The sequence below is a fragment of the Ensifer sp. Root1252 genome (assembly GCF_001425885.1).
Classification (GTDB): Bacteria; Pseudomonadota; Alphaproteobacteria; order Rhizobiales; family Rhizobiaceae; genus Ensifer; species Ensifer canadensis.
Map to the genome: position 1 here is coordinate 1 of NZ_LMDT01000016.1, position 24,195 is coordinate 24,195.

21 protein-coding genes are annotated in these 24,195 nt (G+C 62.3%); 12 read left to right on the top strand and 9 right to left on the bottom strand.

Translation table 11 applies throughout. The features are described from left to right. On the top strand, positions 1–360 hold a 360-nt coding region (locus tag ASD02_RS39005), incomplete at its 5' end, for a hypothetical protein (protein WP_162255914.1). Between the two features lie 53 nt (positions 361–413). On the opposite strand, the gene xylA is transcribed toward ASD02_RS39005, so the two are convergent. Further along, positions 414–1,724 carry a xylose isomerase gene (gene xylA / locus ASD02_RS18245; protein ID WP_025424906.1) on the bottom strand — a complete coding sequence of 437 codons (1,311 nt, stop codon included), beginning with the start codon at positions 1,722–1,724 and terminating at the stop codon, positions 414–416. A 137-nt stretch (positions 1,725–1,861) separates the two neighbouring features. On the opposite strand from xylA, the gene ASD02_RS18250 reads away from it, so the two are divergent. Then, on the top strand, positions 1,862–2,221 hold the full coding sequence (locus ASD02_RS18250) for a nuclear transport factor 2 family protein (protein WP_025424907.1): 360 nt from the start codon (positions 1,862–1,864) through the stop codon (positions 2,219–2,221). A 41-nt stretch (positions 2,222–2,262) separates the two neighbouring features. Here the strand turns inward: ASD02_RS18250 and xylB are convergent, their stop codons facing one another. From xylB to ASD02_RS18275, 5 genes are all read right to left on the bottom strand, one after another. Then, positions 2,263–3,717 carry a xylulokinase gene (gene xylB / locus ASD02_RS18255; RefSeq protein WP_025424908.1) on the bottom strand — a complete coding sequence of 485 codons (1,455 nt, stop codon included), beginning with the start codon at positions 3,715–3,717 and terminating at the stop codon, positions 2,263–2,265. 73 nt (positions 3,718–3,790) lie between these two features. Further along, a complete protein-coding gene (locus ASD02_RS18260) occupies positions 3,791–4,828 on the bottom strand; it encodes a LacI family DNA-binding transcriptional regulator (RefSeq protein WP_025424909.1) in 1,038 nt (345 codons plus the stop codon). Between the two features lie 88 nt (positions 4,829–4,916). Next, entirely contained in the window at positions 4,917–5,945 is a 1,029-nt protein-coding gene (locus tag ASD02_RS18265) for a metallophosphoesterase (protein WP_162174738.1), read from the bottom strand. Positions 5,946–6,148: 203 nt separating this feature from the next. Then, entirely contained in the window at positions 6,149–7,738 is a 1,590-nt protein-coding gene (locus ASD02_RS18270) for a DHA2 family efflux MFS transporter permease subunit (RefSeq protein WP_025424911.1), read from the bottom strand. A gap of 69 nt (positions 7,739–7,807) precedes the next feature. After that, the gene (locus tag ASD02_RS18275; RefSeq protein WP_025424912.1) at positions 7,808–9,025 is read right to left on the bottom strand and encodes an HlyD family secretion protein; all 1,218 of its coding nucleotides are present in this window, start codon (positions 9,023–9,025) and stop codon (positions 7,808–7,810) included. 157 nt (positions 9,026–9,182) lie between these two features. On the opposite strand from ASD02_RS18275, the gene ASD02_RS18280 reads away from it, so the two are divergent. The 3 genes from ASD02_RS18280 (at position 9,183) to ASD02_RS18290 (ending at position 11,710) form a co-directional block, all read left to right on the top strand. Beyond that, positions 9,183–9,890: a TetR/AcrR family transcriptional regulator gene (locus ASD02_RS18280; protein WP_025424913.1), complete on the top strand. Its 708-nt coding sequence runs from the start codon at positions 9,183–9,185 to the stop codon at positions 9,888–9,890. A 111-nt stretch (positions 9,891–10,001) separates the two neighbouring features. Beyond that, entirely contained in the window at positions 10,002–10,841 is an 840-nt protein-coding gene (locus ASD02_RS18285; protein ID WP_025424914.1) for an AraC family transcriptional regulator, read from the top strand. 113 nt (positions 10,842–10,954) lie between these two features. Continuing rightward, the gene (locus ASD02_RS18290) at positions 10,955–11,710 is read left to right on the top strand and encodes a TerC family protein (protein ID WP_025424915.1); all 756 of its coding nucleotides are present in this window, start codon (positions 10,955–10,957) and stop codon (positions 11,708–11,710) included. 363 nt (positions 11,711–12,073) lie between these two features. On the opposite strand, the gene ASD02_RS18295 is transcribed toward ASD02_RS18290, so the two are convergent. Beyond that, complete coding sequence (locus ASD02_RS18295; protein WP_025424916.1) at positions 12,074–12,454, bottom strand: VOC family protein; 381 nt, start codon at positions 12,452–12,454, stop codon at positions 12,074–12,076. A gap of 234 nt (positions 12,455–12,688) precedes the next feature. Then, positions 12,689–13,036, bottom strand: coding sequence for a metalloregulator ArsR/SmtB family transcription factor (locus ASD02_RS18300; protein WP_025424917.1), 348 nt, complete (start codon positions 13,034–13,036; stop codon positions 12,689–12,691). 256 nt (positions 13,037–13,292) lie between these two features. Between ASD02_RS18300 and gltX the strand changes: the two genes are divergently transcribed. Together gltX and lysS are read left to right on the top strand one after the other, a co-directional pair. Continuing rightward, positions 13,293–14,750, top strand: coding sequence for a glutamate--tRNA ligase (gltX, locus tag ASD02_RS18305; protein ID WP_057210080.1), 1,458 nt, complete (start codon positions 13,293–13,295; stop codon positions 14,748–14,750). A 10-nt stretch (positions 14,751–14,760) separates the two neighbouring features. Further along, complete coding sequence (lysS, locus tag ASD02_RS18310) at positions 14,761–16,257, top strand: lysine--tRNA ligase (RefSeq protein ID WP_025424919.1); 1,497 nt, start codon at positions 14,761–14,763, stop codon at positions 16,255–16,257. A gap of 99 nt (positions 16,258–16,356) precedes the next feature. Here the strand turns inward: lysS and ASD02_RS18315 are convergent, their stop codons facing one another. Further along, a complete protein-coding gene (locus ASD02_RS18315) occupies positions 16,357–17,010 on the bottom strand; it encodes a hypothetical protein (protein WP_025424920.1) in 654 nt (217 codons plus the stop codon). A 255-nt stretch (positions 17,011–17,265) separates the two neighbouring features. Between ASD02_RS18315 and ASD02_RS18320 the strand changes: the two genes are divergently transcribed. The 5 genes from ASD02_RS18320 to ASD02_RS18340 all read left to right on the top strand — a co-directional run bounded on the left by ASD02_RS18320 (position 17,266) and on the right by ASD02_RS18340 (position 24,072). Continuing rightward, complete coding sequence (locus ASD02_RS18320; protein WP_025424921.1) at positions 17,266–18,219, top strand: nucleoside hydrolase; 954 nt, start codon at positions 17,266–17,268, stop codon at positions 18,217–18,219. A 91-nt stretch (positions 18,220–18,310) separates the two neighbouring features. Then, a complete protein-coding gene (locus ASD02_RS18325; protein WP_038576510.1) occupies positions 18,311–19,321 on the top strand; it encodes a ligase-associated DNA damage response exonuclease in 1,011 nt (336 codons plus the stop codon). 3 nt (positions 19,322–19,324) lie between these two features. Continuing rightward, positions 19,325–20,938, top strand: a complete 1,614-nt coding sequence (locus ASD02_RS18330) for a cisplatin damage response ATP-dependent DNA ligase (protein WP_057210084.1) — start codon at positions 19,325–19,327, stop codon at positions 20,936–20,938. Between the two features lie 172 nt (positions 20,939–21,110). After that, positions 21,111–21,299, top strand: coding sequence for a DUF3008 family protein (locus tag ASD02_RS18335; protein WP_025424924.1), 189 nt, complete (start codon positions 21,111–21,113; stop codon positions 21,297–21,299). A 103-nt stretch (positions 21,300–21,402) separates the two neighbouring features. Then, positions 21,403–24,072, top strand: coding sequence for an EAL domain-containing protein (locus tag ASD02_RS18340; RefSeq protein WP_025424925.1), 2,670 nt, complete (start codon positions 21,403–21,405; stop codon positions 24,070–24,072). Positions 24,073–24,195: the final 123 nt, after the last annotated feature.

Sequence of the window (24,195 nt, forward strand, 5' to 3'; positions counted from 1 at the left end):
ATCGGCAGCCCACTTGGTGATCGCCGCAAACGAGTTGAACGGCGCCGCATCCCCGGCAAACTGCGCAAGAAACAGACCGGGGCCCTTGATCGTTTTCATCGCAAACATCCTCCTGATGATATGGCTACCGGCAGAGCCGGCCGGTTCAGCCAACGACAGGAAGAAGCGGACGAAAGCTTCATTTTCGCTGCAGCTGAAGCACCTGAAACGTTGCAGGCGCCGAAGCTAGCAGATTTTCTGTATGGAGCAACCGGTTGGGACGAGAATTTCGGGAGGCGTCCTCCTGCGTTCACAGGCGCCGAAATGCCAATCCGGAAACTGACTGCGGTGCGCCTCACCGGCACGACGAGGCACCAGTAAAAAAACCGGCCGCAGCGGCGGCCGGTTCTTCAATCAGCGTTGATCGCAGCCGCTCAGACGTAGCGGTTGACGACATTCTCCAGCAGCTCCTGCTTGCCGGACTTCGGTTGCGGGTTGAGGTCGGACTTCAGCACCCAAGCTTCGATCTCTTCCAGCGAGAAGCCACCCTCGAGCATCTTCTTGGCTTCCGGCACCTGCCAACCGGCGTAGCGCTGATCAAGCGGAGCCGACAGCGCCTTGTCTTCGATCATCTGGGCGGCCGCCTTGATGCCGCGGGCGCAGCAATCCATGCCGCCGATATGGCCGATCAAGAGGTCCTCGGGGTCGAGCGACTGGCGCCGCAGCTTCGCGTCGAAGTTGGTGCCGCCCGACTTGAAACCGCCGCCTGCCAGCACCTGATAGTAGGCGAGCGCCATTTCCGGCACGTTGTTGGGGAACTGGTCCGTATCCCAACCCGACTGGTAGTCGTTGCGGTTCATGTCGATCGAACCGAAGATGCCAAGCGCATTGGCAAGAGCCAGTTCGTGCTCGAAGGAATGGCCGGCGAGGATCGCATGGCCCTGCTCGATATTGACCTGGACTTCCTTCTCCAGACCGTACCTCTTGAGGAAGCCGTAGACCGTGGCGACGTCATAGTCATACTGGTGCTTGGTCGGCTCCTGCGGCTTCGGCTCGATCAGGATCGCGCCCTTGAAGCCGATCTTGTGCTTGTAGTCGACCACCAGATTGACGAAGCGGCCGAGCTGGTCGAGTTCTCGCGAAAGGTCGGTGTTGAGCAGCGTCTCGTAACCTTCGCGCCCGCCCCACAGCACGTAGTTCTCACCGCCGAGACGCTGGGTGGCATCTAGGCAGGTCTTTACCGTCGCGGCTGCAAAGGCAAACACATCCGGATCCGGATTGGTGGCGGCACCCGACATATAGCGGCGATTGGAGAAGAGATTGGCGGTGCCCCAGAGCAGCTTGACGCCGGTGTCGGCCTGCTTCTTTGCGAAATAGTCGACGATCTCGTTGAGGTTCTTGGTGTTTTCGACGAAGTTCCGGCCCTCGGGGCGCACGTCGGCATCGTGGAAGCAGTAGTAGGGAACGCCGAGCAGCTGGAAGAATTCGAACGCAACATCCGCCTTCAGCTTGGCCGCATCCATCGTGTCCTTGAACCATGGGCGCTCGAACGTCTGGCCGCCAAAGGGGTCTCCGCCCGGCCAGACGAAGGTGTGCCAATAGGCGACCGCGAAGCGCAGGTGATCTTCCATGCGCTTGCCGAAAACGACCTCGTCCTTGTTGTAGTGGCGGAAGGCGAGCGGATTGCTGCTCTCCGGTCCCTCATACTTGATCTTAGCGATATCGCCGAAAAATCCCGTGCTCACGGTCTGGCTCCTCTCAAGGCTGGTGTGCCGGCGCCGCGACTGCAAAACGCCCGGTCATTACGTGGAAGGTAATTGGTTTCATTCCCTCGTGCGGCGATACCTGCGGCATCGAAACGCCAAGCCAAAGGAATAGTCAGATGAACGATTTCAACCGGATCGCCGAGGCCTACATCGCCGCCTGGAACGCAGAGGTCGGCAGCCGCAGCGTGTTGATCGAAGCGGCCTTTACCGTCGACGTCGCCTATCGCGACCCGATCATGCAGGGTGACGGGCATGCGGGCATCGGCGGCTTGATCGCCGGCGTTCAGGGCCAGTTTCCTGGTTTTCGCTTCACGCTCAAGGGCACGCCGGACGGCTTTGCCGACACGATCCGCTTCTCCTGGGCGCTTGGCCCAGATGGCGACGAATCCGTGATCGAGGGCACCGACGTCGGCCTCATCGAGAACGGCCGGCTGAAACAGGTCACCGGCTTTATCGACAAGGTGCCGGCGCAATAGGCCCGGTCGATCGAAAACAGCCATGGAGGGGCGCGGTGCGGTCACGTCGTCGCGCCCTTGATGGCGGGATAGAGACGCCGATAGCTCTGGTAGGCTTCGTCGTAGGCCGCCACAAAAGCCGCTTCGGGCGCGATCGTTTCCGCCGTTTTCGGTGCATGGCAAATCGCGACTGGGTCGGCGCCGGTCGCCGCGATCAGGCCGAGACGCGCAGCACCGAAGGCGGCGCCGAAATCGCCATCAGCAGGCAGATCGACCGGCAGGTCGAGCGCGGTCGCGATCGACTTCAGCCAGTAGCGCGAACGCGATCCACCACCGATCGCCGTCACCCGCGAAAGCGTCGTGCCGGCGGCACGCAAAGCTTCGAGGCTGTCACGGATGGCGAAGGAAACGCCTTCCATGACCGCCTGCGTCAGCACTACCCGGCTGCTCTCGTGGCCGAGCCCGGCAAATGCGCCGCGGATCGTTGCATCATTGTGGGGCGTGCGCTCGCCGGAGAGATAGGGAAGGAAGGTCACGCCGCTTGGCGCCTTCAGCGTATCGCCGAGCTCGGTGCTGAGGTCGGCGGCGCTGCGACCGGCGATTCCGGAATACCAGTTGAGCGCATCGGTCGCCGACAGAATGACACCCATCTGATGCCAGGTATTCGGCAGAGCGTGGCAGAAGGCGTGAACGGCGCTTTCCGGATTGGGCAGGTAGCTTGCATTGGCGGCAAACAGCACACCCGACGTGCCCAATGAAACGAAAGCATGGCCTTCGCCGACGGTGCCCATACCGCAGGCAGACGCCGCATTGTCGCCCGCCCCCCCGGCAACGACGACGCCGGCATCCATGCCCCAGCGTGACGCCAGCTCGGGCCGGAGCCCGCCCGCCCGATCCGTGCCTTCGACGAGATCCGGCATCTGCCGTTCCTCCATGCCGGTGGCCGAAAGCAGGCTTTCTGACCAGCGGCGCTTGGCCGTATCGAGCCAAGCCGTGCCGGCCGAATCCGACATCTCGGACATATGCTCACCCGTCAGCCACAGGCGCAGATAGTCCTTCGGCAACAGCACCCACCGCACCTTGGCAAAGAGATCCGGCTCGTTTTCACGCACCCATGCGAGTTTCGGCGCGGTGAATCCGGGGAAGACGATGTTGCCGGTGATGGCGCGGAATTGCGGCTCGGCATCGAGCGCCGCTGCCTCGCGAAAACTGCGGGTGTCGTTCCAGAGGATGCAGGGCCGCAGCACCTTGTCGTCGGCGTCAAGCAGCGTCGCGCCATGCATCTGGCCGGAAAGGCCGATGCCGCGCACGGCGGCAAGGGCTGAAGGATGTGCCGCCTTCAGGCCTGATATCGCCTCCTCGGTTGCCCTGATCCAAGCGGCCGGGTCCTGCTCCGACCAACCGGGATGCGGCCGCGAGACGTCGAGTGCGCCGGATGCCGAACCGACAATACGCTGATCGCCATCCATCAGCATCGCCTTGACGCCCGACGTGCCGAGATCCAGTCCAAGATACATGCGTGCCTCCATTGGGCAATTCCGGGGAAAGCGTGCAACGGTTTTCCGTCAGGAATTGTGTAAATTCAAAGCATTACACCGGTTCGACCGGCAGGTTGTCTTTGAGGAAAATGTCGATGCGGATGCGTTCCTGCGCCTCTATCATCGAGAGCCCATCGGCGCGGGCCTTCAGCACGCGAATGGCGCTGCGCACCTCGTGACCGGCATCCTGGTTGAGCAGCGCATCGATGGTACCCGAAACGAGTGCAGCACGACTGTACGGCGTCAATTCGTGCGCGATCGCGCAGATCTCGGACTGACGTCCGGCCTTCTCCAGCGCCGCGATCAGGCCGCGGTTGCCGGCGCCGAGGCTGTAGATGCCGGTAAGGTTCGGATGCGCGGCGAGCAGATCCTGCACCAGATTTTCGACTTCCGACGGGTCATCGTGGCCCTCGACCACGGGCAAAAGCTGCCGCTTGGCGGCACCTTCATTGACGGCAGCGCTGAAACCCTCAAGCCGATCCCGATGGTCTCGCACCAGCATCGATCCGGCGACGATGGCAACGGGCCCGTCGCGGCCGCCGACAAAACGCCGCATCAGACTGCCGGCCGTGCGTCCGGCGGCAATATTGTCGACGCCGGCGAAATGCTCGCGCTCGGAGCCGGTCAGGTCGGACACGAGGGTGACGACGGCAATGCCGTCCTCGCGAAGCCGCCCAACGGCCGCAACCACTTCAGGCGCTTCGACGGCAACGACGGCAACGCCGGCCGGTCCGCGTCGGCGCGCTTCGTCGAGCGCATCGGCCAGCGCCGATGCATCGAAGGCGGGAACGGAGAGGATGCTGACATCGGTCCGCTCGACGGCGGAGCGGGCCATTGCGGACTGGACCTCGGCCTCGAGCCCGCGCATGAAGGCGTTTTCGCCTTCGGGCAAAATGAAGATCAGCGGATAGCTGCGGCTCTTGGCAAGGTTGGCCGCCGCCACGTCCCTGATATAACCGAGCGTCGCGATCGCGCGCTCGACCTTGTCGCGCGTGACCGTCCGCACACCCGGGCGATTGTTCAAAACCCGGTCGACGGTCGCAAGGCTGACGCCTGCTTCTGCAGCGATGTCGTGGACTGTAGGGCGCATCATTTCCTCCCGCAAACTGCCTTAGAGGAATTTTTGATGTACGTAAATCAAAAACACGCAAGGAAAGACCGGCCGCTGTTTTCGCTGGCTAAAAACGCTTGCTGAATGCTTGCGTGAAAGTGACCTCGCCGTGGCCCTTCCCGGCCTCGGCAAGCACCACATCCATGAAGCCGTCGGTCACGCGCACGAGCGCGAAACCGCCCATATAGGCCGCCTTCGGCTTGAACAGATCCAGCCCTTCGCGGCGATAGATCATCGCGGTTTCGTGCTGATGGCCGTGAAAGAGACCGATGACATTATAGCCCTTGACGGCATCAACGAGCGCCTGCCGCTCGCCAGGACTCCACCAATGCGGCGGGCCATTGCCCTGGTCGTCGAAGGTCCTGGCGGCAGCGTCCCAGACCTCCGTCGAGAAGGCATCCCAGCCATAGTGCTGGAACAGGATCACCGGTCGGCCGTCAGCGGCATAGGTTGCCAGATCCTGCTTCAGCCACGGCAGCGCATCCACCGCACCCTTGCTGACGTCGCCACCGAAGCGTTGGAGCTGAACGAGATGCAGCCCGCCCCAATCCCAGGAATAGCAATCCGACAGCGGGTCGTAGTTCGTCACCGGCACCGGAGGCTTGTAGAACACCGACTGCCGATGATTGAGCTCGACATAGTCGCGCAGTTCGCGGCGATACCAGTCGACATGCGGCGGCGGCCCGTCCTGGTCGAGGTCATGGTTGCCGAGCCCGACATAGACGGGGAAGTGCACGCGGTCGGCACCCGGTCCTTCCTGATAGCGGCTCGAAAACTGCTGCAGCTGCCGTCCCTCACGCGGCTGGCGCACCTGTCCGCCGCCGTCATCGGTCACGTCGCCACCGAGCACAAGACCGAGCGGCCGGCCGATCCGCCGGCCGGTGCTGCCGAGCCCGCTTGACTGACCGCCGACGGTTTCCGGCCAGTGCATCGCCGGCAGGGCATTGAGCGCTGCCACGTGGCGAAGCAGATTCGCGTCGGTCTTGCCTTCGGCCGCACAGTTCGGCGCAAGGCCCTCGGTCGAGACGAGGCAGGCGTGGATATCGTTCGAAAACAGGAAGGTAGCATCGATGGGCGGGCGTCCGGCTGCGCGCATGGGCGTGGCCAACAGTGTCGCGCCGATGCCGGCGGCGGCGGCAAGGAAGGAGCGCCTGGAGATGCCGAAGTGTTGGTATGCCCGCATGAACGGCCCCGTTTCCAACCCGGCCAGGTGCCGGATCGTCGATCAGGGTTCGGCCGGACGTTGCTTTCCGGCCGGATTGTGCCGCAACACGAAGACGGCGTAAACCGCGCGTGGGCCTAGTGCCCGCCGCCGCTGGGTCCGACGCCCTGCGGTTTCTTGATCATCATCACACCCAGGATCAGCGACAGGAACAGCACGGTCAGGATGACGAAGATATCGCCGAACGACAGGATCATCGCCTGCTTCTGGGCCATCGCCGCAAGCTGCTTGATGGCGATCGAAGCACCATCGAGACCATGGGCGTTGAAGGTGGCGGCCATGTTGTTGAACCGCTCCATCGCCTCGGGGTTGCCCCACTGGATGTGTTCGGAGAGCCGGGCATAGTGCAGATCCTGGCGCTGGGTCAGGATGGTGTTGATCACCGCCAGGCCAACAGCGCCGCCAAGGTTGCGCGTCAGGTTGAAGAGGCCGGATGCGCCGCGCATGCGTGCCGGCGGCATGGTGCCGAGCGCGATGTTGTTGATCGGCACCATGCACAGCATCAGCCCGACGCCGCGCAGGATCTGCGGAATGAACAGCTCGTAGAAGTCCCAGTCAGCCGTCAGATGTCCCATGATCCAGGTGCCGCTGGCAAAGCTGGCAAAGCCGATGGTCATCAGCACGCGCGGATCGAGTTTGCCCGACAGGAAGCCGGCGACCGGCGCCGTGAAGAACATGGCTAGACCCGAGACAAACATCGTCTCGCCGATCATCAGTGAATCGTAGCCGCGGATGCGCCCGAGATAGAGCGGGTAGAGATAGGTGAGACCATAGAGCCCGATGCCCATGACAAAGGAGAACATCGAACCGAAGGCGAAATTTCGGTTTGAAAACGCCCTGAGGTCGACCACCGGGAATTCCACCTTGAAGGCCCGGTAGAAGAAAATCACCGCGGCGATCACGGTGGCGACGGCACCCATGACGATATGCTCGTCGTTGAACCAGTCGTTGGCGTTGCCTTCTTCCAGGACATATTCGAGCGAGCCGAGGAAGATCGCCATCGAGGCGAGCCCCCACCAGTCGAACTTCTTGAACAGACCAAGCTCCGGCTTGTCGAAATCGATGAAGGTCCAGGTCAGCGTCGCAACGATGATGCCGGGAATGACATTGACCAGGAACAGCCAGTGCCAGGAGAAGGCGTGGCTGAGGTAGCCGCCGACGGTCGGGCCGATGGTCGGCGCGAGCGTGGCGATCAGACCGATGATCGGCGAAACGATGTTGCGCTTCGACGGCGGAAAAATGGTGAAGGCAGCCGCAAAGACTGACGGAATCATGCCGCCACCGATGAAGCCCTGGATCGCCCGGTAGACGATCATCTGGTCGATATTGGTGGCTGTGGCGGCGAGCGCGCTTGCCGCGGTGAAACCCGCAGCCGATACCGAAAACAATACCCGCGTCGAGACGATACGCGCCAGCGTGCCCGAAAGCGGGATCATGATGACTTCGGCAATGAGGTAGGAGGTCTGCACCCAGCCGATTTCGTCGGAGCCGGCCGACAGGCCGGCCTGGATTTCGGCAAGCGATGCCGAAACGATCTGGATGTCGAGGATCGCCATGAACATGCCGACGACCATGGCGAAGAAGGCGATCAGCCTTCTCGGGTCCATATGTTCTTCGACCTTCGGTGCGGCTGCCGCCACCGAGCCTGCTGTTGCCGTTGCGGCCATCTGAGCCACTCCCTGCGTGTAAAGGCGCATCGGCGCGTTCAAAAGAACACGCCGGCGCGTCAGGCCCGATTACTTCGTGGCGGCGACCTTGGTCTCGTCGGGCGCCGTGCGCGTGTCGACATCGACGACGACGCTCAAGCCCGCCCGCAGATGGCCTTCCGCCAGCACATCGGCCGGCAGCGTGATGCGCACCGGCACACGCTGGATCACCTTGGTGAAGTTGCCGGTGGCGTTTTCCGCCGGCAGCAGCGAGAACACCGAGCCGGATGCCGGCGCGATCGAGGCAACCGTGCCTTCGACCGCGTGCTCGTCATAGGCGTCGATATGGACCTTGACCTTCGAGCCGGGGACCAGATGGGCGATCTGCGTCTCCTTGAAGTTGGCGTCGATATAGAGCTGGTCGACAGGCACGAGCGCGGCCAGTCGCTGGCCAGCGGAAACGAGGTCACCGACCTGGACGGCGACGTTGCCGATGACGCCGTCATAGGGCGCCTTCAAGACGGTGAAGCCGAGGTCGCGGTTGGCCTTGTCACGGGCAAGTTCGAGCGAGCGGATCTGGCTTTCCGCCTCTGAGCGCTGCGCCTGCAGCACGGTGATGTTGGCGTTCGCAGCCGCGATGTTGGCATCGGCGCCGGCAAGGTTCGCCCGAGCCTGATCCAGAGCCACGTCGGCATTGTCGCGCGAAGCAACGGTGCCGACGTCCTTGGACTGGAGGTCGCTCGCGCGCTTCTGCGCGAGTTCGGCGCCGCGCACCGTTGCTTCGAGAGCGTTCTTCTGGGCTTCGGCCTGGGCAAGGCTCGCCATCGCCCCTGCGATCTGCGCGTCGAAACGGCTGAGCGCCAGCTTCTGGGTGGCGATCTGGGCTTCGGTCTGCTCGGCCGCGATACGGTAGTCGCCGTCATCGAGCGTGACCATGGGATCGCCGGCCTTCACCTTCTGGTTGGCGACGACGTCGACCTTGGCGACATAGCCCGACACTTTCGGAGAGATCGTGGCAATGTCGCCTTCGATATAGGCGTCATCAGTCGAAACCATGAAGCGGCCATTGGTCCACCAGTCATAGCCATACCAGCCGGCGCCAGCGAGCGCGACAAGGCCGAGAACCGGCAAGATCGGGCTGCGCTTCTTCTTTTTCGAAGCGGCCTCGACAGCAGGCTCTTGCACCGCTGCCGGCGCCTCGGCAGTCGCCCCCTTGGCCTCGGGCTCGGCCTCATGGGTCTGCGGAACTTCAAAATCCTCGCCGACAGGGCGAACGCGAGCGGCGCTGGACGTTTTGGATGCGGACATGGATACCGGCCTGGTTAATGAGGGGTGACTGAACTGAACCGTTCGGTTCGATCGAAGCTTGACTTAGTCGCTTTGACGTCGCATATCAAGAGGGAATCGAACCGGGTAGTTCGATGGACGAGAATTAATGCGAACGGGACGGGTGCAGACGGCAATCATGGAACCAGCAAAGACCGAGCAAAACGAGACCTTCCGGCCTGATAACGGCGCGGACGACCAGCTTGGTCCCGGCAGCGGACGCCATGCGGCGGGTGAAGACCCTGCCAAGCGCCAACAGATTCTCGAGGGCGCGCGGCGGGTCTTCATGAGCCAGGGCTTCGACGCCGCCAGCATGAACGATATCACCCGCGAGGCCGGCGTCTCGAAGGGCACGCTCTACGTCTACTTCGAAAACAAGGAAGACCTGTTCAAGGCGCTGATCATCCAGGGCAAGACCCTGGTGATCCAGACCGCCAAGCATGCACTCAACGACCACGAAGACGTCGAGGAGGCGCTCTACGATTTCGGCGTCACCCTGACGAGCAGCATCACCTCCGAGGCCACGATCCGCTCCATGCGCATGGTGATCGGCGTGATCGACCGGATGCCGCATCTGGCGGAACGCTTCTTCAGCGAGGCGCCCGAAAACGGCTATACGGTCCTCAAGACCTATCTCGACCGGCAGGTTCCAACAGGCACGCTCGACATCGACAACACGGAAGTAGCGGCCAGGCAGTTCATCGAGATGGCCCAGGCCGGGCTGTTCAAGCACCGCCTGTTCGGCGGAATGTGCTCGGCGCCGCCGCGAGAGCAGATCGAGGGCACGGTTGCCGCGGCCGTCCGCGTCTTCATGGCCGCCTATGGACCGAAGAAGAAGACGGACTGAGCCAAGCCAAGGGGCTCATTCGTTCGGGCTAGCCTTCAATCCAGCAATTGCGATCAAGCACGCCTTGCGGCAAGACCCTATGAGCATGGGCTGTCTGCCACGGGAGTGAACATGAGTGCTATCGGAAGGGCGATCTGGTTCATCGAGAGCCATTTCGCCAGGGATATATCGCTGGAGGAGATCGCCGAGGCTGCCGGCCTTTCGCGCTTTCACCTGTCGCGCGTCTTCGGACTGGTGACCGGTCGCTCCATCAGCGCCTATATCCGTGCGCGGCGGCTGAGCGGCGCCGCACGAAACCTTGCCGACGGCTCGTCCAGCATTCTCGCGGTGGCCCTCGAAGCGGGCTACGGCTCGCACGAGGCTTTCACCCGTGCCTTTCGCGAGCAGTTCGGCGTCACGCCGGAGACCGTGCGCAAGCAAGGGCACCTCAGCAACATCGCACTGACGGAGCCTATCAGAATGGACGACACCCGCCTCCTCAAACTGGACCCACCGCGCTTCGAAGACAGCCCGCCTTTGCTTTTGGCCGGCCTTGCCGAAACCTACGCCTATGGCCGCACCGAAGGCATTCCCTCGCTGTGGCAGCGCTTCAATACCCACTTCGGCAACATCCCCGGACAGAAGGGCAACGTCGCCTACGGCGTCTGCAGCCAGAGCGATGGCGAAGCCGGGACATTTCGCTATATGGCGGCAGCAGAAGTCGACGACGCCGGCGCCCTGCCCGCCGGCTTTACCACCATGAAGCTGCCGAAGCAGCGTTACGCCGTGTTCCTGCACCGCGGCCATATCTCGTCGATCGCCACGACGGCGCACCATATCTTCGGCACCTGGCTGCCGGAGTCCGGTCTTCAGCATGGCCAAACGCCTGATCTCATCGAGCGTTATGATGATCGTTTCGACCCGCATTCGGGCATGGGGGTGGTCGAAATGTGGATTCCGATCCAAGCGTAAACGGTAAAGCGCCGCCGCAAATGGCCGGCGGCGCTTGTCACTTTCGCAATGTTGCTTAAATACTGCCGCGATTCTTGCGCGACGACGCGCCACCGAAAAAGGAAAGATCGCCGATGCAGGGGATAATGTCGCTTGCCCAGGACCCAGCCGCCTGGGTCGCCCTCATAACACTGGTTGTCATGGAGGTGGTTCTCGGCATCGACAACCTGATCTTCATCTCCATCCTCACCAACAAGCTGCCGGCCGAACACCGCGAGAGGGCCCGCCGCATCGGCATTACCCTGGCGCTCGTCATGCGCCTCGCCCTGCTCGGCACCGTCGCCTGGATCGTCAAGCTGACCACGCCGGTGTTCGAGGTCTTCGGACACGGCTTCTCGTGGAAGGACATGATCCTGATCGCCGGCGGTCTTTTCCTCGTCTGGAAGGCGACCAAGGAAATCCACCATAGCGTCGATCCGAGCGACCACGGCGAAGACTTCATCGCTTCTTCGGCGATCAACAGCTTCGGCGCGGCGATCGGCCAGATCCTGCTGCTCGACCTCGTCTTCTCGGTCGACAGCATCATTACCGCCGTCGGCATGACGCCGCATCTGCCGATCATGGTCGTCGCCGTCCTAGCCGCCGTCACCGTGATGCTCGTTGCCGCGACGCCGCTTGCCAACTTCATCGAGAAGAACCCGACGATCGTCATGCTGGCGCTCGCCTTCCTCTTGATGATCGGCACGACGCTGATCGCCGAAGGCATGGGCCTGCACGTGCCGAAGGGCTACATCTACGCCGCCATGGCCTTCTCGGCGCTGGTGGAGGTTCTCAACATGGTGGCGCGCAATGCGCGGCTGCGAAAGAAGGCCGCCGGCAAGCTGCACTGAGGCGTTGCCACGAACAAAACTGGAAAGGCGGGGCCACCAGCCCCGCCTTTTCGTTGCGCCGAAAAAAGACCTGCATCACAGGGGATGCAGGCCATCTTGCTGCGGGCGTTTGTGAGAACGCTACAGCGCCGCGCGTCTTACGAGACGCGCAAAGGTCGCTGTCGCGCTTTGAATTGCTGCATGTTTTGATCCTTATATCGAATAGCATTTAAGGAAACATGCAGTGGCGCTCGACTGCCGTTTCGTTGGCCACGGGAAGAAATCGGAAAAATTCCCGTGTTCTCCGCCTTCGTCATGTCCGATTGGCACAGCCCGCGCCTCTCGAACGGATAACGCCTCATCCGGTAAATCGTTCCGGTTGCTTCAGGCGTCGGGACGTTGCCCAATCTCCACGAGGATGTTGCCGGGTATGACCATATAGAAGACATAGGCGCCATGCCGCTCTTCCGGTTCGGTGATGCGGATGCCGCTCGGCAGGATGCGCCGATAGGCATCCTCGACTGCCAATCGCTCGGGCAGCAGGAAGCCGATATGGTAGGTCTGAAGACCGAGGCTGACCTGGTCGCCACCGCCAAGCTTGGCGATCGGCGGGCTGATCACCAGCACCATGCCGGCATCGTCTGCCAGGCGATAAAAGGCATCCTTGCCGCGCGTTTCGACAAGCGTGAAGCCAAGATGTTCGATGAAGAATGTCGCCGTTTCGGTAACGACGGGGCTGTGAAGGTCGAGATGGTTCAGTCGCATATGCAGTCTCCGTGTTTTGAGAAACGCGGCGGACTGCGTCTGATCTGGATACACCCCGCCGCGGACCGATGCGGATGCATCGGAACCACGCCGCGGGTTCGAACGATCAGGTTCGAGCAGAGCTTCGCAACCGCTCGTACGGTGACGAAGGGACCGGGCTTACCATATCCGGTCCTGCCTTTTTCGACACGGGATGTGTAGCGCAGCCAAGCTGCGCCAGCAAGATCGCTGAGATCAGTTTTTCCCGGCGTCCGGATCCACCTTCTGCAACTCCTGCAGATAGGCGTCGAGACGATCAAACTTCTCTTCCCAGAAGCGGCGGTAGCTGTCGAGCCAGCTGTTGACGTCGCGCAAGGGTGCCGCTTCGAGCCGGCAGGGGCGCCATTGCGCCTCGCGGCCGCGGCTGATCAGCCCGGCGCGCTCGAGAACTTTCAGATGTTTTGAAACCGCCGGCAGGCTCATCTCGAACGGCTCCGCCAGTTCGCCGACAGAAGCCTCGCCGAGAGAGAGCCGGGCGAGAATCGCCCGGCGCGTGGGGTCGGCAAGGGCTGAGAGCGTGGTCGACAGGCGATCTTCCGGCATTTCCTAAAAAACCTTTCAGTTAAATAACCTCACGGTTCAATATAACCAGCCATCGGCAGTGTCAACAAAAACCGGCGTGATCCACTTTCCGTTGACATGCTCCATGTTCTATGGTCTCACGCGAGCCGACTGGAATAGCCCGCCGATACCGCTGGTGCGGCACCCCTACGGGCCTTTCCTTCCCATAAAATGCGCGCCCGGCGGCCGGACTTGTCTTCCGGCAAGGGGCGAGAAGCACGTCAAACGGGCAAAGACCATGGCAGATTCAGCAGTTCGGGTACGCATCGCACCCTCCCCCACCGGCGAGCCGCATGTCGGCACCGCCTATATCGCACTGTTCAACTATCTCTTCGCAAAGAAGCACGGCGGCACCTTCATCCTTCGTATCGAGGATACCGACGCCACACGCTCGACGCCGGAGTTTGAGCAGAAGGTTCTGGATGCGCTGAAATGGTGCGGGCTCGAATGGTCGGAAGGCCCTGACGTCGGCGGCCCCTATGGCCCCTACCGCCAGAGCGACCGCAAGGACATCTATCTCGACTACGTTCGCCAGATCGAGAACAACGGCCACGGCTTCCGCTGTTTCTGCACACCGGAACGGCTCGAACAGATGCGCGAGGGCCAGCGCGCCGCCGGCAAGCAGCCGAAATATGACGGCCACTGCCTGAGCCTGACAGCCGAAGAAGTGACCCGCCGCGTCGATGCCGGCGAGCCGCATGTCGTGCGCATGAAGATCCCGACCGAGGGCTCCTGCAAGTTCACCGACGGCGTCTATGGCGACGTCGAGATCCCGTGGGATTCGGTCGACATGCAGGTGCTGCTCAAGGCCGACGGCATGCCGACCTACCACATGGCGAACGTCGTCGACGACTACCTGATGAAGATCACCCACGTCGCGCGCGGCGAGGAGTGGCTGGCCTCCGTGCCGAAGCACATCCTGATCTATCAGTATCTCGGCCTGACGCCGCCGGTGTTCATGCACCTGTCGCTGATGCGCAATGCCGACAAATCGAAGCTGTCGAAGCGCAAGAACCCGACGTCGATCTCCTACTACTCGGCGCTCGGCTACCTGCCGGAAGCGCTGATGAATTTCCTCGGCCTGTTCTTCATCCAGATCGCCGAAGGCGAGGAACTGATGACGATGGCCGAGCTTGCCGAAAAGTTCGACCCCGACAACCTGTCGAAGTCGGGCGCGATCTTCGACATCCAGAAGCTCGACTGGCTGAACGGCCGCTGGATCCGCGAGAAGCTGAGCGACGACGAATTCCTCGGCCGGGTGCTTGCCTGGGCGTCCGAGAACGATCGCCTGAAGCAGGGCCTGAAGCTGTCGCAGTCGCGCATCTCCAAGCTCGGCGAACTGCCGGCCCTTGCCGACTTCCTGTTGAAGTCCGACCTCGGCCTCGAGCCGGCGGCCTTCGCCAAGATCAAGTCGAGCCCGGAAGAACTGGTCGAGATCTTCAACACGGTACAGCCGGATCTGGAAAAGATCCTCGAATGGAACAAGGAAACGATCGAAGCGGAACTACGCGCGATCGCCGACCGCATGGGCAAGAAGCTCAAGGTCGTGCTGGCACCGCTGTTCGTGGCGGTTTCCGGTTCGTCGCGGTCGCTGCCGCTCTTCGACAGCATGGAACTGCTCGGCCGCTCGGTCGTGCGCCAGCGGTTGAAGATTGCAGGCCAGGTCGCCGCCTCGATGGCCGGCAGCGGAAAGTAAGGACAGGACGATGAACGACAAGACCGAAACAACAGCCCTCTCCTCCGATGTGACGGAAGTGCGCGCGCAGAAGCTGAAGCTGCTCCGCGAACAGATCGGCGACGTCTATCCGGCGCATTTCCACCGCACGATGACCAATGCCGAACTTGCGGCGAAGTACGAGAACCTGGAGCTGGACACCGAGACGCAGGACGTCGTCACCGTCGCCGGCCGCGTCTACTCGTCGCGCAACTCCGGCATGTTCATGGATATCCATGATGCCTCCGGCAAGATCCAGATCTTCAGCCACAAGGACACCACGCCTGAAGACGCACGCGCACTGCTGCCGATGATCGACATCGGCGACATCATCGGTGTCACCGGCGTCGTGCGCCGCACCAAGCGCGGCGAACTGACGATCAACGCGCAGACGATCACCATGCTGACGAAGTCGCTGCTGCCGATGCCCGAAAAATGGCATGGCTTGTCGGATATCGAGCTGCGCTACCGCAAGCGCCACCTCGACATCATGACCAACGAGGAATCGAAGCTGCGCTTCCAGCAGCGCAGCAAGATCGTTTCCGGCATCCGCCGCTTCATGGAAGACGACGGCTTCATGGAAGTCGAAACGCCGATGCTGCATTCGGTCTATGGCGGTGCGACGGCCGAGCCGTTCAAGACTCACCACAACACGCTGAAGCTCGACATGTTCCTGCGCATTGCGCCGGAACTGTATCTGAAGCGCACGCTGGTATCTGGCCTGACCGACAAGGTGTTCGAGATCAACCGCAACTTCCGCAACGAAGGCGTCTCGACCCGGCACAATCCCGAATTCACCATGATGGAATGCTACTGGGCCTATGCCGACTACGAGGACATCATGGACCTCGTCGAGCGGCTGTTTACCAAGCTCGCTCTGTCGATCCACGGCTCGACCGAATTCATGTTCGGCGACAAGGAAATCTCCTTCAAGGGTCCGTTCCGCCGCGTGCCGATGCCGGATGCCGTCAAGGAAGCGACCGGTATCGACTTCCTGGCGATGAAGACCGACGAGGAAGCCCGTGCGGCCGCCAAGGCTGCCGGGTTCGAAGTCGAGAAGGACTGGACCTGGGGCGAGTGCCTCGCCTTCATCTTCGAAGAAAAGGTCGAGCCGACGCTGATCCAGCCGGCCCACGTCACGCATTTCCCGAAGGACATCTCGCCTTTCGCCAAGGAAGTGCCGGGCGAGCCGCGCCTCGTCGAGCGTTTCGAGACCTATTGCAACACCTGGGAACTCGGCAACGCCTTCTCGGAGCTCAACGATCCGGAAGAGCAGCGCGCCCGCATGGTCGAGCAGCTGGAGCAGGCCCATGCCCGCGGCGAAAAGGCAAAGCAGCTCGATGACGAGTTCCTTGATGCCATCGACCAGGGCATGCCGCCGGCAGGCGGCCTCGGCATCGGCGTCGACCGCCTGATCATGCTTTTGACCAACGCGCCGTCGATCCGCGACATCATCCTGTTCCCGGCGCGCCGCAACAAGGCCGACTGATCAAAGTCATAACGGCACAAGACAAAGCCCGGCGCGATTGCGGCGGGCTTTTTTCATTTTCAATGATGGAGTGACAGCGCGCTGCGCGAGAACGGCGCTTCAGTGGCCTGCAGGCGCTTCGGCGCTCTCGACCTTGTGCTCTTGCGCCGTGGCGTCCGGTGCCGCCTCGCCCTCGACGGCGACAGCATTCGGATCGATGCAGGGCGACCGATCGTCCATGCCGGCCATCATGCCGCGGATGTCACCCACGGAAAGATCGATGGTGTTGCCATGAAAGAAGCCGGCCGAGTTTGCCGTGCCGTCATTGTAGGACGCGCGGAACGGTTCATCCATACCGGGCACGCTCTGCGGGCCCGGTGCAAAGAGAACTTGCGCGCCGATCGCCGCACCCCGAACCTGGGCGCGCTCTTCCGGTCCGGCCGCATCGAGAACGACCACCTGGTAAAGCTCGGCATTTTCCGTCTTGGAGAGAGCACCGACCACGCGAAGCGCCGTGCGCATGCGCGCTTCGCCGTCGGCACGATCCGTCTTGATGTGCATGCGGACCCAGCGCTGACCGTGATGGCCGAGCTTGATGGTTCTGACCAGGGTGCATTCGAGGCCGGAGGTGGCGGGCTTGGAAATCCGCTCCATCAATGCGTCGCGGCCGACATAGACGGCGGCAGCACCTGAGGCAGCCGACACGCCGAACGCCGCGGCGAGGATGACGACCAGCCTCTTCGATGGGCGCAAGTTGCCGAGAATAGCCTTCACGAGAATGGCTCCGCTGTCATTTCAGGAACTGTAACAAAAGCCCGAAGGCGCCTTGCAAGGATAGGCGCTGCACCTTTCAGAAAGTTTAAGCGCCGCGCGCCATAGACGAACGGGAAGAACAGAGGAGCTCGCCCAAAAGACATCTTCAGCTTCGACATCGGGCGTGTTCGATAGGGATCGAAGGGTGATTGACTTTCGCAGGCATCTTGCCTCCATTGCGACCCGTCAAACGCAAGAAAAAGAAAAGAAGAACACATGCACAAGGTTATCTTTGATACGGATCCGGGCATCGACGATGCGATGGCCCTCCTCTTCCTCCACCGCCACCCGGATATCGACCTCATCGGCATTACGACGGTCTTCGGCAACGCCTCGGTCGAAACGACGACGCGCAATGCGCTGTTCCTGAAGCGCGAGTGGGGCATTAAGGCACCGGTCGCAAAAGGTCTCGACAAGACCTTCAATCCGGATCGGCCGCATGTCGGCTGGCCGACCTTTATTCATGGCGATGACGGCCTCGGCAACATCGACGTGCCCGAGACCATCGACCTGCCCGTCGATCCCCGCCCGGCGCACCGCTTCATCATCGACACCGTCCGCGCCAATCCCGGCGAAGTGACGCTGATTGCCGTCGGTCGCATGACCAACCTGGCGCTGGCACTGCGCGAAGATCCGGATTTTGCGCCGCTGGTGCGCGAAGTGGTGATCATGGGCGGCGCCTTCGACGTCAACGGCAACATCACGCCGGCCGCCGAAGCCAATATCCATGGCGACCCCGAGGCAGCCGACGTCGTCATGACGGCGCCGTGGCCGGTTACGGTCGTCGGTCTCGATGTCACCACCAAGACGGTGATGACCAAGGCCATGCTCGCCGACATCGCCGCACGCGGCGGAGCGCCGGCACAGCTGCTCTCCGACATCTCGCAGTTCTACATCACCTTCTACGAGCAGCATGTGCCTGACGGTATGGTGGTGCATGACAGCTGCGCCTGTGCCTATGTCGTGGCGCCGGACCTGTTCAAGGTGCGCAGCGGCGTCATCCGCGTCGTCTGCGGCGGCCTTGCCGATGGCCAGACGATCCAGAAGCCCGACAGCCGGCTGTTCCCGCCGAGCCCGTGGGACAACCTGCCGAGCCAGAAAGCTTGCATCGACATCGATGCAGCGAAAACCCTGAAGTTGATCGGCGACACGCTGGCGCTGCACGACTGATGTCACCCCGAACGGACCGGCTTGTCCAACCGTTCGAAAAACTTTGCTGCGATAGCTGGCGGACATGCGTTCGCCGGCTATCTTTATGGCCATGAAACCGGACGCCCTGCTCTATCCAGCCCCGAAAGGTCTCTATTGCGAGATCGGGGATTTCTACATCGACCCGGTGCAGCCGGTCGATCGCGCCCTGATCACCCATGGCCATTCCGACCACGCTCGCGCCGGCCACGGTCAGGTGCTCGCCACCCGCGAAACGCTCGATATCATGCGCATCCGCTATGGCGACGGTTTCTGCGGCACGAGCCAGGCCGTTGCCCTGGGCGAGACGATGGTCGTCAACGGCGTCGAGGTGCGTTTTCACCCCGCAGGCCATGTGCTCGGCTCGGCGCAGATTTCGGTGATGGCGAAGGGCACGCGCATCGTCGTCTCGGGCGATTACAAACGACGCCGCGACCCGACCTGCCTGTCGTTCGAACCGGTTCCATGCGACGTCTTCATCACCGAGGCCACCTTCGGCCTGCCGGTCTTCCACCACCCGGACGACCGCACCGAGATGCAGAAGCTGCTGACGTCGCTGAAGCAGTTTCCCGAGCGCACCCATGTGGTCGGCGCCTATGCGCTCGGCAAGGCGCAGAGGGTGATCGCCCTTCTGCGCGAGCAGGGCTACGACCAGCCGATCTACATCCACGGCGCCTTGCAGAAGCTCTGTGATTATTATCGTGGCGAAGGCATAGATCTCGGTGAAATCCGCCCGGCGACGCTTGCCGCCGACGAGAAGCAGGATTTTTCCGGCACCGTCGTCATCGGCCCGCCCGCAGCCTTCGCCGACCGCTGGGCGCGGCGCTTCGTCGATCCCCTGGCGATCTTCGCTTCAGGCTGGATGATGATCCGGCAACGGGCCAAGCAGCGCGGCGTCGAGCTGCCGCTGGTGATCTCCGACCACTGCGACTGGCCAGAACTGACGCAAACGATCCGTGAGATCGGCCCGGCGGAAGTCTGGGTTACCCATGGCCGCGAGGAGGCGCTGGTGCGCTGGTGCGAGCTCGAAGGCATCGCCGCGCGACCGCTGCATCTCGTCGGCTATGACGACGAGGGAGAGTGAGCGATGAAGGCCTTCGCCGAACTGCTCGACCGCCTCGTGCTCACCCCGCAGCGCAACGCCAAGATCCGGCTGCTGGCGGATTATTTCCGCACTACATCTGATCCGAGCCGCGGCTATGCGCTCGCCGCGATCGCCGGCACGCTCTCGCTTGCAACCGTCAAGCCGGCGATGATCCGTGACCTTCTGCTCGAACGCATGGACGAGGTGCTGTTCCGCTATTCCTACGATTATGTCGGTGACCTTGCCGAGACCGTGTCGCTGGTCTGGGAGCCGCCTGCAGGCGTGGTGCCCGACGACATTCCGCTCGGCGACGCGATCGAAAAGCTGCAGGCGACCGGCCGCGCCAATGTGCGCAGTGTCGTTCGCGACATGCTCGACCGGCTCGACACATCGGCGCGCTTCGCCTTCCTGAAACTCGTGACCGGCGGCCTGCGCATCGGCGTCTCCGCCAAGCTCGCAAAGCAGGCTCTGGCCGAGATGGGTGGAAAGGACGTCAGCGAAATCGAAACTCTCTGGCACGGGCTCGCTCCGCCCTATCTGCCGCTCTTCCAATGGCTGGCGGGAGAGGCGGAAAGGCCGGTGCTTTCGACGCCCGCCGTCTTCCATTCGGTGATGCTTGCCACTCCTGTCGGCGAAGGCGACCTCGACGGGCTCGACCCGAAGGATTTTGCCGCCGAATGGAAGTGGGACGGCATCCGCGTGCAGCTCGCCAATATCGGTGGGACCACACGGCTCTACTCGCGCAGCGGCGACGAGATCTCCGGTGCCTTCCCTGATGTGCTGGAGGCGGCCGACTTTTCCGGCATCATCGACGGCGAACTGCTGGTCGGAGGCACCGCCCGCACCAACCGTGCCACCCGGACCTTTTCTGACCTGCAGCAACGGCTGAACCGCAAGTCCGTCAGCCGCAAGATGCTGGACGAATACCCCGCCTTCATCCGCGCCTACGACGTGCTCTTTGCGGGCGAAACCGACGTTCGGGCGGAGGGTTTCCTGGCACGACGGGCGATATTGAGCGACCTTGTCGAACGGGCCTCGCCGCAGCATTTCGACCTGTCCCCGCTCGTGCCGTTTTCCTCCTGGGAGGAACTCGACCAGCTCCGATCCGATCCGCCCGATCCCGTCATCGAAGGCATCATGCTGAAGCGGCTGGATTCGCCCTATACCGCCGGCCGCGCCAAGGGTCCCTGGTTCAAATGGAAGCGCGCGCCCTTTAACGTCGATGCGGTGCTGATGTATGCGCAGCGCGGCCACGGCAAGCGCTCCAGCTACTATTCCGATTTCACCTTCGGCGTCTGGACTAAGATCGACGGCACGGAAACGCTGGTGCCGGTGGGCAAGGCCTATTTCGGCTTTACCGATGCCGAACTGGAAATTCTCGACCGCTTCGTCCGGGATAATACCATCGAGCGCTTCGGCCCGGTCCGGGCCGTGCGGGCCGAACCCGATTTCGGCTTCGTCGTCGAGGTCGCCTTCGAGGGGCTGAACCGGTCGACCCGGCACAAGTCGGGCGTTGCCATGCGCTTTCCCCGTATTGCACGGCTGCGTCAGGACAAGCTCCCGCATGAGGCCGACCGGCTGGAGACCTTGCAGGCGATGATCGATGGCAGATCGTGATCGACTGCATAATTCCTTAAATCGGATCCGGTTTAAGGATAAAATTATGCAGCAAATTTAAAGCGTTACAGCGTCCTTCGCGCGTCTTATTTGACGCACGGCGCTGTAAAGCGCGGAACCGGCGCGATCGATCGGCGTTTGAGCTATTCGAACGCACGCAAGGAGATGCGACATGCCTGCAAAATCCAAGGCACAGCAAAAGGCGGCCGGTGCAGCCCTTGCCGCCAAACGCGGAGACATGAAGAAATCCGAACTCAAGGGCGCGTCACGCGAAATGGAAAAATCCATGACCGAAAGCGAGCTTGAAGAACTTGCGGAAACCAAGCGCAAGAAACTGCCCGAGCGGAAGACGGCAAAATGACCTCCCGGCAAGCATAAAAGCCGGAACTAAAACACAATTGTTAATACCAATTTGGGATCATCCCGGTCGTTTCGTATCATTCGCACACCGCCGGGGTGATCTTGTGCTTGCCAGACATATCTTCCACCTCGGGAAGAAGAAACTTTCCAGAGTTCTGACGCCGAACTACCTTCCCGCGATCATCGCCTCTTTCGTTGTTCTCGCGGCCGGCATTCTTGCGGACAATCAGAACCAGGTGGTCTCCGAAGCCCGCATGCGATCTCAAGTCGCCGACGAGCTCAACCCGATCCGCTCCAAACTCGAGGCCAGCATCAACGGCAATATCCAGCTCGTACGGGGCCTGATCGGCACCATCGTGACCGAACCGGGTATGGACCAGGAGCGTTTTGCAGCTCTTTCGCGCAGCATCTTCACAGAGCGCTCGCAGCTGCGCAGCATCGCCGCGGCGCCGAACCTCATCGTGCGCATGGCCTATCCCTTGCAGGGCAATGAAAGGGCGATCGGGCTCGATTACCGCAAGAACGATGCCCAGCGCGCCGCCGTCATGAAGGTAAGGGACACCGGCAAGATGGTTCTCGCCGGCCCGGTGGATCTCGTGCAGGGCGGGCGCGGACTGATTGGCCGCTTCCCGGTATCGATCGATGCCGGCGGAGGCAGCAATCGCTTCTGGGGCATCGTCTCTGCCGTCATCGATGTCGATCGTCTCTACAATGACAGCGGTCTCCTCTCTTCCAAGCTGGGCATTGATATCGCGATGACCGGCCGCGACGGGACGGGCAGCAGTGGAACGGCCTTCTTCGGCGACCCCAAGGTTTTTGGTCAGGCGCCGGTTGATATGACCGTCCTGCTTCCCGGCGGCTCCTGGCACATCGCCGCCGTTCCCAAAGGCGGCTGGCCGCACACGCCCCGCAATGCCTGGTTCATCCGCGCGCTGATCGTTGCCGGCGGCCTGATGATCATCCTGCCGATGCTGCTGACGGGCCGGCTGATGAGCGAGCGGCAGAACAATATTCGCGCCCTCAGGCACAGCAAGGCGCAATTGCAGGAACTGTCGCACCGCCTGAAGATCGCGCTCGACAGCTCGCAGATCGGCATCTGGGAACTCGACATCGCCAGCGGCAAGCTGCTCTGGGACGAGCGGATGAAGGAGCTCTACGGAAAGACCGGATCGGTGCGCAAGGCCTATGACGACTGGAAGACGACCTTGCATCCCGACGACATTGACCGCGCGGAAGAGGAGTTCGCCGAAGCCCTTGCGGCGGGCAGCGCCTACAATTCCGAGTTTCGAATCCGGCTACCGGATGACACCATCCGGCATATCCGCGCCATCGGCTCGACCTATGACGGCGCCGATGGGCGCAAGAAGATCGTCGGCGTCAACTGGGACGTGACCGCCGACATCAAGACCCGCGCAACCCTGTCGGAAGCCAAGCGCCAGGCCGAGGCGCACAGCGCCGAACTGGAGGCCGCGCGCTACCGCATGGAGTTCAATGCCCTGCACGATCCGCTGACCGGCCTGCCGAACCGGCGCTTCCTCGACCAGGTACTCGCAGACAGAAGCCATCACTTCGAAGCGGAGGCAAGGCTCAGCATCTTTCATATGGATCTCGATCGCTTCAAACAGATCAACGACACGCTGGGGCATGCGGCCGGTGACGAAATCCTGCGGCATGCAGCCGAACTGCTGCGCACCAACGCCAAGGAGAAGGACTTTGTCGCTCGCATCGGCGGCGACGAATTCGTCCTCGTCCGCCCGGAGGACAGCGCCGAGCCCGACGCCCGGCTGGCGTCATGCATCATCGAGGCAATGAGCGTTCCGGTTCGCTACAAGGACCAGGAATGCCGCATTGGCGTCAGCATCGGCATCGCGGCGCAGACCAAGCCGACCGACGACCTGGCGCAGATCCTCGTCAATGCCGACATCGCCCTTTACGAGGCCAAGCGCCGCGGCCGCAATCGGCACGAGACCTTCACCGGCGACCTGAAGACTGCCGTGTTCAAGACCAAGCAGACCGCCGACGAGATCCTTCGCGGTCTGGAACACAAGGAATTCATCGCGCATTTCCAGCCGCAGTTCTGCCCGAACACGCTTGAGGTCATCGGCGTCGAGGCGCTTGCACGTTGGGACCACCCGACCAAGGGATTGCTGGGTCCCCACACCTTTCTCAAGACCGCCGAAGACATCAACGTCGTCGCCTCCATCGACCAGGCGATCCTGGAGCAGGCGCTGTTCCAGATCTATCGCTGGGAGGCCAATGGCATCCACATCCCGAAGATCTCGGTCAACCTCTCCTATGCCCGCCTGCACGACGAGGGGCTGATCGGCCGTCTCGAACAGCTGCAGATCCCGCGCGGCCGCCTGTCCTTCGAGTTGCTGGAATCGATCTCCTTCGACGAGAGCGACGTCACGGTGCTGTCCAACATTCGCCGGATCAAGGAACTCGGCATCGATATCGAGATCGACGATTTCGGCACCGGCTATGCCTCCATCCTCAGCCTGCTGAAGCTGACCCCGCGGCGCCTGAAAATCGATCGCCAGCTGATTTTGCCGATCCTGAACTCGCCGGCCGAAAGGCGCCTCGTCGAATCGATCATCGATATCGGCACCTCGCTCGGCATCGAGGTGATCGCCGAGGGCGTCGAAACGCTCGAGCACGCCCGCATTCTGCAGGAGCTCGGCTGCCACGGCCTTCAGGGCTATGCCTTTGCCCGGCCGATGAGCGCCAACGATCTTGCGACCTTTGTTTTCGAGCGTAGGTGGCAGGCCGCCTGACGCCACCTTCGGTCGGCTGCGACAGTTCGGCGCGCGCTCGAGCTGGCCAAAAATGACGCGATCTCACATTTTTCTCGCCATCGAGGCTTGGCAGCCCCCGGGAAAATCGTCATAAAAACATAC